The sequence below is a fragment of the Streptomyces sp. WAC 06738 genome (genome assembly GCF_003945505.1).
GTDB lineage: Bacteria > Actinomycetota > Actinomycetes > Streptomycetales > Streptomycetaceae > Streptomyces.
Genome location: NZ_CP029618.1, coordinates 2,346,306 through 2,361,098, shown reverse-complemented (window position 1 = coordinate 2,361,098; position 14,793 = coordinate 2,346,306). Strand labels below are relative to the sequence as shown.

Genomic DNA, 14,793 nt, shown 5'->3' with positions numbered 1-14,793 from the left:
GGTACGGCACCCGTCCGGACCGGGGAGAGGTGACGCCCATGGCCGGTGGCCCGGGGACGCTGCGCGCGATGAACGACCGCGCCGCGCTGGAGCTGCTGCTGGAGCACGGCACGCTCTCGCGCACCCGGCTCGGCAAGCTCACCGGCCTCTCCAAGCCGACCGCCTCGCAGTTGCTGGCCCGTCTGGAGGCGGCCGGGCTGGTCGTCGCCACCGGCACCAGCGAGGGCAGCCCGGGACCCAACGCCCAGCTCTACGCCCTCAACCCCGCCGTCGCCCACGTCGTCGGGCTCGACGTCACCGCCGCCCGGATCCGCGCGGCCGTCGCCGACGTCACCGGGCGCACGGTCGGCTCGTACGAGCTGGCCACCGCCAAGCGCACCGGCGGCGGCGCCGCGGAGGGGACCGTGCGCCGCGTCGTCCGCGCCGTCGACGGCGCCGCCAAGGACGCCGGGCTCACCCGCGCGGAACTCCACCGCGCCGTCATCGGCACCCCCGGCGCCTTCGACCCCGGCACCGGCCGCCTGCGCTACGCCTCCCACCTCCCCGGCTGGCACTCCCCGACGCTGCTGGAGGAGCTGGCCGCCGCCCTGCCCATGCCGCTCGCCTACGACAACGACGTGAACCTCGCCGCCGTCGCCGAGCAGCGCCGCGGCGCCGCCCGCGGCCACGACGACTTCGTCCTGCTCTGGAACGAGGAGGGCCTCGGCGCCGCCGTCGTCATCGGCGGCCGGCTGCACCGCGGCGGCACCGGCGGCGCCGGCGAGGTCGGCTTCCTGCCGGTGCCCGGCGCCACCCTCGTCCGCCAGGTCACCCGCGCCAACAGCGGCGGCTTCCAGGAGCTGGCCGGCGCCCAGGCGCTCGCCCCGCTCGCCCGCGAACTGGGCCTCACCCCCGGCCGCGGGCACTACGCCGAGGTCGCCGCGGACCTCGTCGCCCGCGCCGCCGCCGCACCGGAGGAACCCGGCCACGCCGAACTGCTCGACCGCTACGCCCAGCGCCTGGCCGTCGGCCTCGCCTCCGTCGTCGCCGTCCTCGACCCGCAGCTCATCGTGCTCTCCGGCGCCGTGCTCACCGCCGGCGGCGACCGGCTGCGCGCGCTCGTCCAGTCCGAGCTGGCCGAACTGGCCGCGCCCCGGCCGCGCCTGGTGACGGGCGAGGTCGAGCGGCACCCGGTCCTCACCGGCGCGCTGGAGAGCGCGCTCGCCACCACCCGCGACGAGGTCTTCGACACCACCGCCCGCTGACACCCGCCCGGCCCCTCTCTCCGTACGCCGGTCCCACCCGCCCCACCCCCTGCCCGGCTCGCCGGCACCCACCCGATTCCCCTGCATCCGCCAGGAGGTACGACGACCATGCCCACGACCCGTCCACGCGGCCGCGCCGTCGCCGCGGTCGCCGCCGCGGCCGCGCTCTCCCTCTCCGTCGCCGCCTGCACCGGCGGCAACGACTCGGGCGCCGCGAACGACGACCCCGACGCCGACGTCACGCTCACCTTCTGGCACGGCTGGAGCGCGCCGTCCGAGGTCGAGGCGATCGAGGCCAACATCGACGCCTTCGAGGAGAAGTTCCCCAACATCACGGTGAAGTCCGTGAAGGGTGTCAACGACGACAAGCTCAACCAGGGCCTGCGCGCCGGCGGCTCCAACGGCCCCGACGTGGTCTCCTCGTTCACCACCGACAACGTCGGCCGCTTCTGCTCCTCCCACGTCCTCGCCGACCTCGACCCGTTCCTGAAGAAGTCCGGCATCAGCCCGGAGGAGACCTTCCCGGCGCCGATGCTGGAGTACACCCAGTACGAGGGGAAGCGCTGCGCGCTGCCCCTGCTCGGCGACGCCTACGGCCTCTACTACAACAAGGACGCCTTCGCGGAAGCCGGCATCGACGCCCCGCCGAAGACCCTCTCCGAGCTGGACGAGGTCGCCAAGAAGCTCACCAAGCCCGACGGCGACGGCTACGAGCAGCTCGGCTTCATGCCCAACTTCCAGGGCTACGAGACCACCGTCGAGCACTACGGCGGGCAGTTCGGCCTCACCTACTTCGACGACGAGGGCAAGTCCAACGCCGCCGGCGACCCGAGGATGGCCGAGCTGTTCGAGTGGCAGAAGGGCATGGTCGACGCCCTCGGTGGCTTCGAGAAGCTGCGCAAGTACCGCAACACCTTCGGCGACGAGTGGGGCCCCAAGCACCCCTTCCACACCGGCCAGGTCGCCATGCAGATGGACGGCGAGTGGCGCGGCAAGATGGCCGCCGACGCCGGCGTCGGCTTCGAGATAGGCGCGGCCCCCTTCCCCGTCCCCGACGACCAGGCGGACTCGTACGGCAAGGGCTACCTCTCCGGCACCATCACCGGCATCGCCACCACCAGCGAGAAGAAGAACGCCGCCTGGGAGCTGGTGAAGTACCTCACCACGGACACCGACGCCGTCGTGGACTTCGCCAACGCCATCCACAACGTGCCCTCCACGCTCGCCGCGCTGAAATCCCCGAAGCTCAACGACGACCCGGTCTACCGCACGTTCGTCGACATCGCCCAGCACCCCGGGTCCAGCCACGCGCCGCCCTCGAAGAACGGCGGCGCCTTCCTGCTCACGCTCCAGGACTACGGGCTGAAGTACGAGAAGGGCGAGGAGGACGATCTGCGGTCCCTGCTGGAGCAGGCCGACGAGCAGATCGACAAGGACAACGCGCAGGCCGGCTGATGGCCGCCGCCGTCCACACCCTGGGTGCGCGGCGCCGCCGCGCGGCGCTGCGCACCCTCGGGTTCCTCTCGCCCTGGCTCGTCGGCTTCGGCGTCTTCTTCGCCTACCCCCTCGGCGCGACCGTCTACTTCTCCTTCATGAAGTACGACGGGTTCACCGACCCCGTCTGGGTGGGGCTGAAGAACTGGCGCTACGTCCTCTTCGACTACCCCTTCTTCTGGCCCGCCCTGACCAACACCCTGTGGCTGGTGGCCGTGATGGTCACCCTGCGCACGGTCTTCGGGCTCGGCATCGGCCTGCTCATCACCAGGATCAAGACGGGCGCGGGCGTCTTCCGCACCCTGTTCTACCTGCCGTACCTGGCGCCGCCGGTCGCCGCCACCATGTCGTTCGTCTTCCTGATGAACCCCGGCACCGGACCGGTCAACACCGTCCTCGGCCGCCTCGGCCTGGGCGAGCCGGGCTGGTTCAACGACGCGCAGTGGTCCAAACCGGCGCTCACGGTCCTCGCGCTGTGGTGCGTCGGCGACCTCATGGTCATCTTCATGGCGTCGCTGCTGGACGTGCCCAGGGAGCAGTACGAGGCCGCCGAGCTGGACGGCGCCGGCGCCTGGTCCCGCTTCCGGTACGTCACCCTGCCGAACATCCGGCCCGTCGTGCTCTTCGCCGTCGTCACCGGCGTGATCGCCACGATGCAGTACTACACCGAGCCCATCGTGGCCGCGAAGGTCGCCAGCGGCGTCATCGGCGGCTCGGGACAGCACTTCGAGCCCGGCTACCCGGAGAAGTCGACCCTCACCGTCCCGCAGAGCGTCTACCACCTGGGCTTCCAGCGGTTCGACACGGGCGCCGCATGCGTCGTCGCCCTCGTGCTCTTCGTCCTCGCGATGGGCTTCACGTACGTGCTCATGCGCCGCGGCAGCGGCTTCCTGAAGGAGGACGGCTGATGGCCGCGGTACATCCGGTCGAGCGGAAGCGGCCGGCGGCGGCGCGCCCCGCGACCCGGGGGCGGCGCCCGCGGCGCGGTCCCGCGACGAACGCGCAGGCGCGCCGCAATGAGCTGCTGAACCGGGTCGCGGTGCACGCCCTGGCGATCGCCGCCGCGCTCTTCTTCGTGCTGCCCTTCGTCTTCGTCTTCCTCACCGCCGTGATGAGCGACGACCAGGCGCTCACCCGGGCGCTGTGGCCGCGCACCTGGGAGTGGGGCAACTTCGGCACCGTGTGGGAGACCCCGGGCTTCCTCACCTGGTGGCGCAACACGCTGCTCTACGCGGGCCTGGGCACCGTGCTCGCGGTCGGCTCCAGCCTCCCCGTGGCGTACGCGCTGGCCACGTTCCGCTTCCGCGGCCGGAACCTGGCGATGATGATGGTCATCGCGGCCATGATGCTGCCCCCGCAGGTCGTCATCGTGCCCATGTACCTGTTCTGGTCCCGGCAGATGGACATGACCGGCACGCTGTGGCCGCTGATCATCCCCTTCGCCTTCGCCAACCCCTTCAGCGTCTTCCTGCTGCGCCAGTTCCTGCTGACCATCCCGCGCGAGTACACCGAGGCCGCACGCATCGACGGCTGCGGCGAACTGCGCATCCTGCTGCGCATCGTGGTCCCGATGGCCAAGCCCGCCATCGCCGCCGTCGCCCTGTTCCACTTCTTCTACTGCTGGAACGACTACTTCGGGCCGCAGATCTACGCCTCGGAGAACCCGGGCTGGTGGACGCTGAGCTATGGCCTCGAGTCCTTCAAGGGTGCCCACCAGACCGACTGGAACCTCACCATGGCGGCCACGGTCCTGGTCATGGCCCCGGTGATCGTGGTGTTCTTCTTCGCCCAGAAAGCCTTCATCGAGGGCGTCACCCTGACAGGAGTCAAAGGTTGAAACTCGCAGTGGTAGGCGGCGGCTCGACCTACACGCCCGAGCTGGTCGACGGCTTCGCGCGGCTGCGCGAGACGCTGCCCGTCGACGAACTGGTCCTCATCGACCCCGCCGCCGAGCGGCTGGACCTGATCGGCGCCCTGGCGCGGCGGATGTTCGCCCGGCAGGGCCACGACGGGCGGGTCGTCACCACCGCCCGGCTGGAGGAGGGCGTCCAGGGCGCGGACGCGGTGCTCCTCCAACTGCGCGTCGGCGGGCAGGCGGCGCGGCAGCAGGACGAGACGTGGCCGCTGGACTGCGGCTGCGTCGGGCAGGAGACGACCGGCGCGGGCGGGCTCGCCAAGGCGCTGCGCACCGTGCCCGTGGTGCTCGACATCGCCGAACGGGTCCGCAAGGCCGCCCCCGACGCCTGGATCATCGACTTCACCAACCCCGTCGGCATCGTCACCCGCGCGCTGCTGCAGGCCGGGCACCGCGCGGTCGGCCTCTGCAACGTCGCCATCCACCTCCAGCGAACGTTTGCGCGACTCTTGAATGCCCCGCCCGCGGACGTCCACCTGGAGCACGTCGGCCTCAACCACCTCACCTGGGAGCTGGCCGTACGCCTCGGCGGCCCCGGCGGCGTCGACGTGACGCCGAAGCTGATCGGCGAGCACGGCGCCCGGATCGCCGGGGAGCTGCGGCTGCCGCCCGGCCTGCTCACCCGGCTCGGCGTCGTGCCCTCGTACTACCTGCGCTACTACTACGCCCACGACCAGGTCGTACGCGAACAGCGCGAGGGTCCCTCGCGGGGCGCGCAGGTCGCAGGGATGGAGGCCGAGCTGCTGCGGATGTACGCCGACCCGGCGCTCGACACCAAGCCGGAGCTGCTGTCGAAGCGCGGCGGCGCGTACTACTCCGAGGCCGCCGTCGCACTCGCCGCGTCGCTGCTGGGCGGGGCGGCGGGCGCGGTGCAGGTCGTCAACACCCTCAACCGCGGCACCCTGCCGTTCCTCCCCGACGACGCGGTCGTCGAGGTGCAGGCCGAGGTCACCGCCGAGGGCGCGAGGCCGCTGCCGGTCCCGGAGCTGGACCCGCTCTTCGCCGGCCTCGTCGCGCACACCACCGCGTACGAGCGCCTCGCGCTGGAGGCGGCGCTGGCGGGCGGGCGCGAGCGCGTCTTCCGCGCGCTCCTCGCGCACCCGCTGGTCGGCCAGTACGACCGGGCCGAGAAGCTGACGGACGCCCTGATCGCGCACAACCGGGAGCATCTGCCGTGGGCCTGAGCCCGGTCGCCGTGCTGGCGATCGACGCCGGGAACAGCAAGACGGACGCGGCGCTGGTCGCGGCGGACGGCACGGTGCTGGGCCAGGGGCGCAGCGGCGGCTTCCGGCCGCCGGTGACCGGGGCGGCGGCCGCGGTCGACGTGCTGGCGGAGGCGGTGGCCGGGGCGGTACGGCAGGCGGGGGGCGACGGCTCCGGCGGTGCCGTCGCCGCGCATGTGTCCGCGTGCCTGGCCAACGTCGACCTGCCCGTGGAGGAACGCACCGTCCGCGCGGAACTGGAGGCGCGCGGCTGGGGCCGCACGGTCGCCGTCCACAACGACACGTTCGCCCTGCTGCGGGCCGGCCTGCCGCCGGGCGCGCAGCCGCGCGGCGTCGCCGTCGTCTGCGGTGCCGGCATCAACTGCGCCGGGCTGCTGCCCGACGGCCGCACCCACCGGTTCCTCGCCCTCGGCAGGCTGTCGGGCGACTGGGGCGGCGGCGCGGGGCTCGCGGCGGAGGCGGTCTGGTACGCGGCGCGGGCCGAGGACGGCCGCGGCGAGCCGACCGCCCTGGCGACGGCGGTGCCGGAGCACTTCGGCCTCGGCACGATGTACGAGCTGATCGAGGGCGTCCACCTGGGCCGGGTCCCGGTGGCGCGCACCCAGCGGCTGGCGCCGCTGCTCTTCGCGGTGGCGGCGGCGGGCGACCCGGTGGCGCGGTCCATCATCGACCGGCAGGCGGACGAGGTGGTGGCGCTGGCGGCGGTGGCGCTGGAACGGCTCGGCCTGCTGGACGAGGAGGTGCCGGTGGTGCTCGGCGGCAGCGTCCTGGCCGCGGGCCACGCGCAGTTGGACGACCGGATACGCACCCTGCTCACGGCCCGCGCCCCGAAGGCGGTCCCCCGGGTGGTCACGGCCCCGCCGGTGCTGGGCGCGGCGCTCCTGGGCCTGGACCGCACGGACGCCCCGGAGGGAGCCGAGTCCCGCACCCGCGCGCACTACGGCTGACCGCCGGGCGGCCCCGCCCCGCGGTCAGTCGCGGACGGCCCGTACCTCCAGGGCGTAGAGCGAGTAGCCGAACTCCGTCGCGCGCTCCACGCCCTGGACGCGGACGTAGCGCACCTCGCGCTCGTCCATCCGGACCGACTCGCGGCCGCCCCCGCCGTCGTTCACCGCCGCCGCCGTGCGCCAGCGGCGGCCGTCGGCGGAGACCTGCACGCGGTAGCGCTTCGCGTACGCGCTCTCCCAGCGCAGCGCCACCTCGCCGACCCGCGCCGGCTTCGCGAGCCGCACCTGCACCCAGGCGCCGTCCTCCGCCGGCGACGACCACCGCGTCTCCGGGTCGCCGTCCGCCACCGCCGCCGCCGGGAAGTCCGGCGTCTCGTCCGCCGACGACGACGCGCGGCCGTCGCGCGCCAGGTCGGGGCCGCCCACCGCGGGGTAGGCGTGCACGGTGACGGTACGGACCTGGGCCTTGCCGCCGTCCTCCAGCTTCACCGGGATCTCGTACGTGCCCGGCGGCACGTCCTCCGCCGCCCGGATCTCGATCGGGGCCCTGGCCGTCGTGCCGCGGGCTATCCGCACCTCGCCGGGGGCCCGCGCCTTCAGCCCCTCCGGCGCCTTCGCCGTCACCGTGCCGCCCGCGTCACCGGGGCGCCGCGCGGACAACTCCGCGTCCACGACCACCGGATCGCCGCCGATCGTCACGTCCGCCTCGTCGCGGGAGAGCGACAGCCGGGCGCCGGGCTCCGCCGCGGACCACGGCACCACCTCGTGCACCACGGGCGCCGTGGTGTCGGCGGCCCACACGAGCCGTACGGCGTCGGCGTCGGCGCGCTCGGCGGGCAGCTCCGTCCAGCCGCCGCCGTCGAGTTCGCCCACCGCGCGCCAGGCGGTCCCGCCGCCGTCGCGTACCCGGATCTGCACCTCGGCGCGGGTGCCCGTGCCGGGCTGGGTGAGCACCGTCACCGCGCGCAGGGGCCGCCGGTCGAACTCCACCACCAGCGCCTCGTGCGTGCCGGGCGACGGCGGCCGGGCGGCCTCGTACGCCGTGGCCGGCTTGCCGTCGGCCGCCGCGGCCACCGACGAGCCCTCCAGCGGCTCCGCGCCGCCCGAGACGGCCGCCCCGGCGCCGGCGGGGCGCTCGGCGCCGCCGCCAGCGCCCAGCCAGGAGTCCGAGTCCGTCAGCGCCCGGCTGAGGAAGGCGTCGAGCACGCCCGCGCCCACCACCCCGCCGCCCGGGGGTACCGCCTCGCCGGCCAGGCGCTGCAGTTCCAGCCGCGCCTGCCACGCCTCCTCGTTGCGGCCCGCGGCCTGGGCGGTGACCATGTCCACCGCCCGCTCGCCGGCCGCGCCGTACCGCGCCAACTGCGTCAGCCACGGCCGCACCTCGTCACCGAACGTGCCGTCCGCCAGCGGCGCGAGGTCCTCCGGCGCGCGGCGCATCACGGTGAACGCCTCCCGGAGCCGCGCCGCCGCCTTCTGCCCGTCCCGCCTGCCGCCCGCCGCGCTCTCCCGCTCCCGCCAGAAGTCCGCGATCAGCGGCCGCAGATACGCCGACTCCCTGGCGCCCAGCTCCGACGACGCCGAGTTCCCGGCCAGCGCGGCGAGCGCGGCGCCCGCCTTCTGAGGGTCCGGGGCGTCCGCGGCGAGGTCGCGCACGGCGGCCCGCCAGGAGGCGTCCGGGTCGTACGCGCGCGGGTTCCAGGCGTAGTCGGCGACCGTGAAGAGCGGCACCCGGGAGGCGGCGGGCTGCTCCATCGCACCGGCCAGCACGCCGGCGGAGCCGGCGGCGACCGCCGGGTCGCGGCCGTCGTACGGGCCGAGGAAGATGCGGTCGCGGGCGTAGTCGTTGACGGGGTAGTTGTCCTGCGTGACCAGCGGGTGGCCGCCGAACGCGGCCTGGTTGTCGCGCAGTTGGCCGCCGCTGATCTCCTTGGGCACCGCGCCGACGCCGGACCAGGCGACCTCGACCCGCTCGTCCAGCTCGCCGGCGAGCGCCGAGCGGTAGTCGGTGGTGCCGTCCTGGTAGTACTCGGTCGGCAGCAGCGACAGCGGCGCCGCGTCCGGGTGCCGCCGGGAGAGGTGCGCGGCCAGCGCGTTGGCGGTCTCGGCCTGCGCGCGGGCGGCGGCCTCGGGCCCTGAGCCGTACTCGTCGGCGTCCTCGCCGCAGGCCCACTCGCTGTAGCTGACGTCGTGGAACTGGAGCTGGAAGGCCCGTACGCCCAGCGCCCACATCGCGTCCGCCTTGGCGAGCAGGTCCTTGCGGTCGCGCGCCGAGGAGAAGCAGAAGTCCTGGCCGGGCGCCACGGCCCAGGCGAGCGTCACGTGGTTGGCGCGGGCCCGCTCGGCCAGCTCGCGGAACCGGGCGCGCTGCGCTGCCGGGTACGCCTCGCGCCAGCCGGCCTGGCGGTACTGGTCGTCGCCGGGGGAGTAGAGGTAGCGGTTGAGCTTCGTGCGGCCCATGAAGTCGAGCTGCGCCAGGCGCTGTTCGTGGCTCCAGGGGCGGCCGTAGTGGTTCTCCGCGATGCCGCGCACGGCGGTGCCCGGCCAGTCGCGTACGGAGACGGCGGGCAGCGTGTTCTCCGTGCGGGCCGCGCGGGCCAGTTCGCGCAGCGTCTGCACGCCGTGGAAGAGGCCCTCGGCGTCGGTCCCGGCCAGCGCGACGACGTCGCGGCCCTCGTGCTGCCCGGCGGCCAGCCGGTAGCCGCCGGCCGGCAGGTCGGCCTGCTCGCCCGCGCCCAGGGCGCGCAGCGCGGCGTCGGCGGGGGAGCGGCGCGGCGGGGGGCCCGCGACGCCCGCGGCGCCGGCCGGCGACTGGTCGGCGTAGACCACGAGCCCGGTCGCGGGCAGCGCGGCGCCGGGGCGTACCTGCGTGAACTCCCGTACGCCGACCGCCCGCAGCACCTCGTGCAGCTCCGCGAGCGCCCGCGAGTCCGCGTCCTCGGGGGTGACGAGCACCGCCTGTCCGCCCGCGTGCACCTCGCCGGCGCGGGCCCGCAACTGCTGCGGGCGCGGCCACACCGCGTCGCGCAGCGCCTCCTCCGCGGCGGGCGTCTCGGCCGACTCCGTGCCGCCCGCGTCCGGCTGCTGCGGCTGGGCGGTGGCCTCCGGCGCGCGGCCGCCGAGCAGCCCGCCGATCACGGCGGCGGACAGCGCCGTCGCCGTGGCCACTCGCCGCCTGGCAGCTCCGCCCAACTCCGCCGCCCTCCGTCCGTTTCCGGTCCGCACCCGGCTGCCGGCCGTCTTCGCGACCGTACGCCGACGCTGTCGACTGCTCATCGCCCGTGCGTTTCACGGCGGTTAAGGATGCGCGTACGTGTGCCGTACACCAGTCCCGCGCCGCCCATGCCCTCGCGGGGCGCAGGCGGAGAGCCCACCACCGCGATGCCGCCGCTGTCAACGAGCCGGTCGGCCCCGATCCGCCGGACGAGCGAGCCAGGGTACCCGCGCCGCACCGCCGCGGCACCCCCGGCCTGCGCGGGAGCCGGTGCGCGGGTCCGCCACGGCGAGGCAGGGCGCTCCGCCTGTCGCGCGGCCCGGTGCACGTCCCGGTGCGCGGTCCCGTGCGCGGCCGTCTTCCGTCCCGCCCGCCCCGGCGGAAAAAGCGGGCCGGGAGGGCGCACGTGCCCCAGCTCTTGCGTTCTACAGGCCCCCCTACAGTGAATTCGCCCGTTCCGGGTACTGTGACGTATGGCACGAACGCGTGTCGCCACGACTGCCGGGCCCTTGATCGGGTAGCGGCGGACGTGACCAGCCGCCGACCGAGGAGGATCCGCGGTGACCGCTCCCGCTCCGTTCGAAGTCAGCCACGACCATCACCTCAAACCCGTCGAGGGCGCCGACCCCGACTACGGCCTGGCGGGCTCCTGCTCCTGCGCCGAGCTGCCGCTGACCAGCGAACCCCCGCTGGCCGCGGGCACTCCGCTCACCAGCGAGCCGCCGCTCGCCGCCGAGGACAACCTCATCAGCGAGCCGCTGCCGCCCGTTCACTTCACGTGACGGCCTGCTGACGGCGCGCGGCTGCCGCAGTACGATCAGCCTTCCGGTTCACCCCGGCGGCGACCCTCCGGGGCCCGCGACCTGGTAGGTGGGTGGCGCCGGAGCCGATGACGTCGCATACCACCTGGGGGTGGCATGTCTCTGGCGCGGTTAGCTGCGCTGCACGGAGTCGCGGTCTCGTACGCACGCACGCCTGGCCGCGCCGTCCCGGTCCCCGAGGGCACCCTCGTCGCCGTCCTCGCCGCGCTCGGCGTGGACGCCGCCGGGCCCGCCGCCGTCGCCGCGTCGCTCGCGGCGTACGAAAAGGCCGAACGGGACCGTCTCCTGCCCGCGACCCTCGTGCCGCGCGCGGGCACCGTCCTGGACCCCGGGCCGCTGCCGCCCGGCACCGTGACCGCCCTGGCCGGCGAGGACGGCGCGGAACTCGACCCGCGCGCCCCGCTCCCGCCCGGCGTGCACACCCTCACCGCCACCGCCCCCGGCGGGCGCACCGGCAAGGCCACCGTCATCGCCGCCCCCGCGCGCGTGCCGCAGCCGGCCGGGCGCGGTGCCGGGCTCGCGCTTGCGCTGCCCACGCTGCTGTCGGCCCGCTCCTGGGGCATGGGCGACCTCGGCGACCTGGCGGAGCTGGCCGCCTGGTCGGCGCGCACCCACGGCCTGGACTTCGTGCAGTTGGGCCCGTTGCACGCCGCGGTCCCCGGCGCCGCGGGCCGGCCGGCGGACCCGTCCCCGTACCTGCCGTCCTCCCGGCGCTTCACCGACCCCGTGCACCTGCGGATCGAGGACATACCCGAGTACCGCTACCTCGCCCCCGACGACCGCGCCCAGGCCGCCGAACTGGCCGGCCGCGCGGCCGCGTTGCGCGACCAGGTGCGCGCCAAGGGCGGGCTCGTCGACCGCGACGAGGTGTGGCGGCTGAAGCGCGCCGCGCTGGAGCTGCTGCTGCGCGTCGAGCTGACGCCCGGCCGCCGCGTCGCGTACCACCACTTCCTCGCCGAACAGGGCCAGCCCCTCGACGACTACGCCGCCTGGTGCGCGCTGGCCGAGATCCACGGCCCCGACTGGCGCTCCTGGCCCGGCGGCCTCTCCGACCCGCGCTCCACCGCCACCACCCGCGCCCGGCACGACCTCCTCGACCGCATCGACTTCCACTGCCGGCTCGCCTGGCTCACCGACAACCAGCTCTGGCGGGCCCAGCGGATCGCCCGGGACGCGGGCATGGCCGTCGGCGTCATCCACGACCTGGTGGCCGGCGTGCACCCCTCGGGCGCCGACGCGTGGGCGGAGCAGTCCGTCCTCGCCGCCGGCTGCACCGCGGGCACCGCGCCGCGCGAGGACGACGCCCGCGGCACCGACCGGGGCGTGCCGGTATGGCGGCCCGACCGGCTGGCCGCGGCGGGCTACGGCCCGTACCGCTCGGTGCTGCGCGCCACGCTGCGGCGGGCCGGTGCGCTGCGCGTCGGGCACGTGGGCGGGCTGTTCCGGCAGTGGTGGGTGCCGGCGGGCCGGCCGCCGGCGGAGGGCACGTACGTCTCGTACGACGCGGACGCGATGCTCGGCGTGCTCGCGCTGGAGGCGCACCGGGCGGGTACGCCCGTGATCGGAGACGACCAGGAGGACCCGGCGGAGCCCGCGGTACGGGACGCGCTGGCCGCGCGCGGCGTGCTGGGCACGTCGGCGCTGTGGACCCAGCGCGAACCGGCGCCGGAGACCCCCGGCGGCGTGCCGTGCCCGCGGCCGCCGGAGCGCTGGCGGGCCGACGCGCTCGCCTCCGTCACCGGGCACGGCCTGCCGCCCACCGCCGCCCGGCTCAGCGGTGCGCACCTGACGCTCCGCCACGAACTCGGCCTCGTCGAAGGGCCGCTGCCCGCCGCCCGCGCCGCCGACGCGGTGGAGGTCGGCGCCTGGCTCGACCTGCTCGACCGGCTGCGGCTGCTGCCCGGCGGCCGGGCCGACGAGGCGTCCGTCATCACCGGCCTGTACCGCTTCCTCGCCCGCACCCCCGCCCGGCTCGTCGCCGTCTGGCTGCCGGACGCGGTCGGAGACCGCCGCCCGCAGCACGTGCCGGGCGCGGGAGCGGCGTACCCGGGCTGGCGGCTGCCGGTCGCCGATCCGGACGGCCGCACGGTCCTCCTGGAGGAGCTGGCCGACGCGCCGCGGACGCACCGGCTGCTGGCGGAGGTGGTGCGCGAACTCGGCGGCCGGGCCGGCGCGCGGCCCGGTGGTGACGTGTCCGGTGGCGACGTGTCCGGCGGTGACGTGTCCGGCGGCGCGGAGTCCAAAGGCGCGGGACCGGGCCGTACGAGCGAGGAGGCACCCCGTGCGTAGAGCCGCCCGCTCCGTCGGCACCGGAGCCGCGGCCGTCGCCCTCACGGCGACCGCCCTGCTGCCGGCCGCCGGCGAGCCCGCGGCCGCCGCCGACGAGTGCACCCGGCCGATCGAGCCCGCCTCCCGGATGACCGTCGAGGACTGCGACACCCCCGAGCGCATCGTCGCCAAGGCCGCCCACATCGTGCCCACGCGCGGCCAGCTCGCCTGGCAGGGGCGCGAGGTGACCGCCTTCACCCACTTCGGCATGAACACCCTCACCGACCGCGAGTGGGGCTCCGGCGCGGAGGACCCGGCGCTCTTCGACCCGGGGCGCGTCGACGTCGCCCAGTGGATGCGCACGTACAAGGCGATGGGCGCCGAGATGGCCATGCTCACCGCCAAGCACCACGACGGCTTCAACCTCTACCCGACGCGCTACTCCGACCACTCCGTGGCCGCCAGCCCGCACAGCCGCGACCTCCTCGGCACGTACGTCAAGGAAGCCCGCAGGGCCGGGCTCGGCGTCGGCGTCTACCTCTCGCCGTCCGACGGCGCCGAACTGCCGCACGCCTGGCACGCCGGCTGGCTCGCGGACCTGCGGGAGAAGCAGGAGGCCGGCGAGCCGCTGACGAGCGTCGAGCGCACCGCGCTCGCGGACGGCGGTCCGCCCTCGGGCCACGGCCGCTACGGCAACGGCAGCCCCGTGCGCACGCACACCATCCCCACCCTCGCCGAGGGCGACGACCGCGCCGACGACGTGGCGGCCGGGCGGCTGCCGACGTTCACGGTGCGCGCGAACGACTACGACGCGTTCTACCTGAACCAGGTCTACGAACTCTTCACCGAGTACGGCCCCATCGACGAGCTGTGGCTCGACGGCGCCAACCCGTGGCGGGACGCGGGCATCACGCAGGAGTACGACTTCCGGCAGTGGTACGAGCTGATCCACGCGCTCTCCCCCGACACCGTCGTCTTCCAGGGCCCGCAGGGCATCCGCTGGGTCGGCAACGAGCGCGGCGTCGCCCGCGAGACCGAGTGGAGCGTCACCCCGCACACCGTCGACCCCCGGTCCACGCACGGCGCGCTGCCCAACGACTCCACCGACGCCGACATCGGCTCGCGCGCGCGGCTGCTGGCGGACGGTGTGCGGTACCTGCAGTGGTATCCGGCGGAGGCCGACGTCTCCAACCGCCCCGGCTGGTTCCACCACCCCGGGGAGCGGCCGAAGACCGCGGACGAACTCTTCGCGCTCTACGAGCAGAGCGTCGGCCGCAACGCCCCGCTGCTGCTCAACGTGCCGCCCGCGCGCGACGGCCGGATCGCCCCCGAGGACGTACGCGAACTGCGCGCCTTCGGCGACCGGGTGCGCGCGGTGTACGGCGAGAACCTGCTGGACCGGCGCGGGCCGCAGACCTTCGACCGGGTCCGTCTCGCGGAGGACATCCGGCACGGCCAGCGCGTCGAGCGCTTCGCGGTGGAGGCGCGGGATCCGGCGACGGGCCGGTGGCGCCGGATCGCGGCGGGCACGACGATCGGCGCGTACCGGATCCTGCCGCTCGCCGCCCCGGTGACGGCGGACGAGCTGCGGGTACGGGTGGAGGAGGCGCGGGGCGAGCCGCGGCTGCTCCCGGTGACGGCGCATCTGAGCACGGCGGGGAGCGCGTAGC

General features: G+C 75.4%; 10 protein-coding genes. 9 read left to right on the top strand and 1 reads right to left on the bottom strand.

The features are described from left to right. Positions 1–38 precede the first annotated feature (38 nt). The 6 genes from DMB38_RS09915 to DMB38_RS09890 all read left to right on the top strand — a co-directional run bounded on the left by DMB38_RS09915 (position 39) and on the right by DMB38_RS09890 (position 6,823). A complete protein-coding gene (locus tag DMB38_RS09915; RefSeq protein ID WP_125934858.1) occupies positions 39–1,244 on the top strand; it encodes an ROK family transcriptional regulator in 1,206 nt (401 codons plus the stop codon). 108 nt (positions 1,245–1,352) lie between these two features. Then, complete coding sequence (locus DMB38_RS09910) at positions 1,353–2,699, top strand: ABC transporter substrate-binding protein (protein ID WP_125934857.1); 1,347 nt, start codon at positions 1,353–1,355, stop codon at positions 2,697–2,699. Continuing rightward, positions 2,699–3,646 carry a sugar ABC transporter permease gene (locus DMB38_RS09905; RefSeq protein ID WP_125934856.1) on the top strand — a complete coding sequence of 316 codons (948 nt, stop codon included), beginning with the start codon at positions 2,699–2,701 and terminating at the stop codon, positions 3,644–3,646. Before DMB38_RS09910 ends, DMB38_RS09905 begins: the two co-directional genes overlap by 1 nt. Beyond that, positions 3,646–4,575, top strand: a complete 930-nt coding sequence (locus tag DMB38_RS09900) for a carbohydrate ABC transporter permease (protein ID WP_125934855.1) — start codon at positions 3,646–3,648, stop codon at positions 4,573–4,575. Before DMB38_RS09905 ends, DMB38_RS09900 begins: the two co-directional genes overlap by 1 nt. Beyond that, complete coding sequence (locus tag DMB38_RS09895; RefSeq protein WP_125934854.1) at positions 4,572–5,837, top strand: 6-phospho-beta-glucosidase; 1,266 nt, start codon at positions 4,572–4,574, stop codon at positions 5,835–5,837. The genes DMB38_RS09900 and DMB38_RS09895 overlap by 4 nt, the downstream gene beginning before the upstream one ends. Then, positions 5,828–6,823, top strand: coding sequence for a BadF/BadG/BcrA/BcrD ATPase family protein (locus DMB38_RS09890; RefSeq protein ID WP_125934853.1), 996 nt, complete (start codon positions 5,828–5,830; stop codon positions 6,821–6,823). The genes DMB38_RS09895 and DMB38_RS09890 overlap by 10 nt, the downstream gene beginning before the upstream one ends. A gap of 24 nt (positions 6,824–6,847) precedes the next feature. Here DMB38_RS09890 and DMB38_RS09885 read toward each other — a convergent pair whose 3' ends face one another. Continuing rightward, entirely contained in the window at positions 6,848–9,988 is a 3,141-nt protein-coding gene (locus tag DMB38_RS09885) for a beta-N-acetylglucosaminidase domain-containing protein (protein WP_125934852.1), read from the bottom strand. 606 nt (positions 9,989–10,594) lie between these two features. On the opposite strand from DMB38_RS09885, the gene DMB38_RS09880 reads away from it, so the two are divergent. The 3 genes from DMB38_RS09880 to DMB38_RS09870 all read left to right on the top strand — a co-directional run bounded on the left by DMB38_RS09880 (position 10,595) and on the right by DMB38_RS09870 (position 14,792). Continuing rightward, the gene (locus tag DMB38_RS09880; RefSeq protein WP_047015821.1) at positions 10,595–10,816 is read left to right on the top strand and encodes a hypothetical protein; all 222 of its coding nucleotides are present in this window, start codon (positions 10,595–10,597) and stop codon (positions 10,814–10,816) included. Positions 10,817–10,951: 135 nt separating this feature from the next. Next, the gene (locus tag DMB38_RS09875) at positions 10,952–13,144 is read left to right on the top strand and encodes a 4-alpha-glucanotransferase (protein WP_125934851.1); all 2,193 of its coding nucleotides are present in this window, start codon (positions 10,952–10,954) and stop codon (positions 13,142–13,144) included. Further along, complete coding sequence (locus DMB38_RS09870; RefSeq protein ID WP_125934850.1) at positions 13,137–14,792, top strand: alpha-L-fucosidase; 1,656 nt, start codon at positions 13,137–13,139, stop codon at positions 14,790–14,792. The genes DMB38_RS09875 and DMB38_RS09870 overlap by 8 nt, the downstream gene beginning before the upstream one ends. Position 14,793 lies beyond the last annotated feature (1 nt).

Excerpts from the sequence above, each read along its gene's own strand:
- DMB38_RS09915 (WP_125934858.1), top strand. The coding sequence starts at position 39 with ATGGCCGGTGGCCCGGGGACGCTGCGCGCGATGAACGACCGCGCCGCG.
- DMB38_RS09910 (WP_125934857.1), top strand. The coding sequence starts at position 1,353 with ATGCCCACGACCCGTCCACGCGGCCGCGCCGTCGCCGCGGTCGCCGCC.
- DMB38_RS09905 (WP_125934856.1), top strand. The coding sequence starts at position 2,699 with ATGGCCGCCGCCGTCCACACCCTGGGTGCGCGGCGCCGCCGCGCGGCG.
- DMB38_RS09900 (WP_125934855.1), top strand. The coding sequence starts at position 3,646 with ATGGCCGCGGTACATCCGGTCGAGCGGAAGCGGCCGGCGGCGGCGCGC.
- DMB38_RS09875 (WP_125934851.1), top strand. The coding sequence starts at position 10,952 with ATGTCTCTGGCGCGGTTAGCTGCGCTGCACGGAGTCGCGGTCTCGTAC.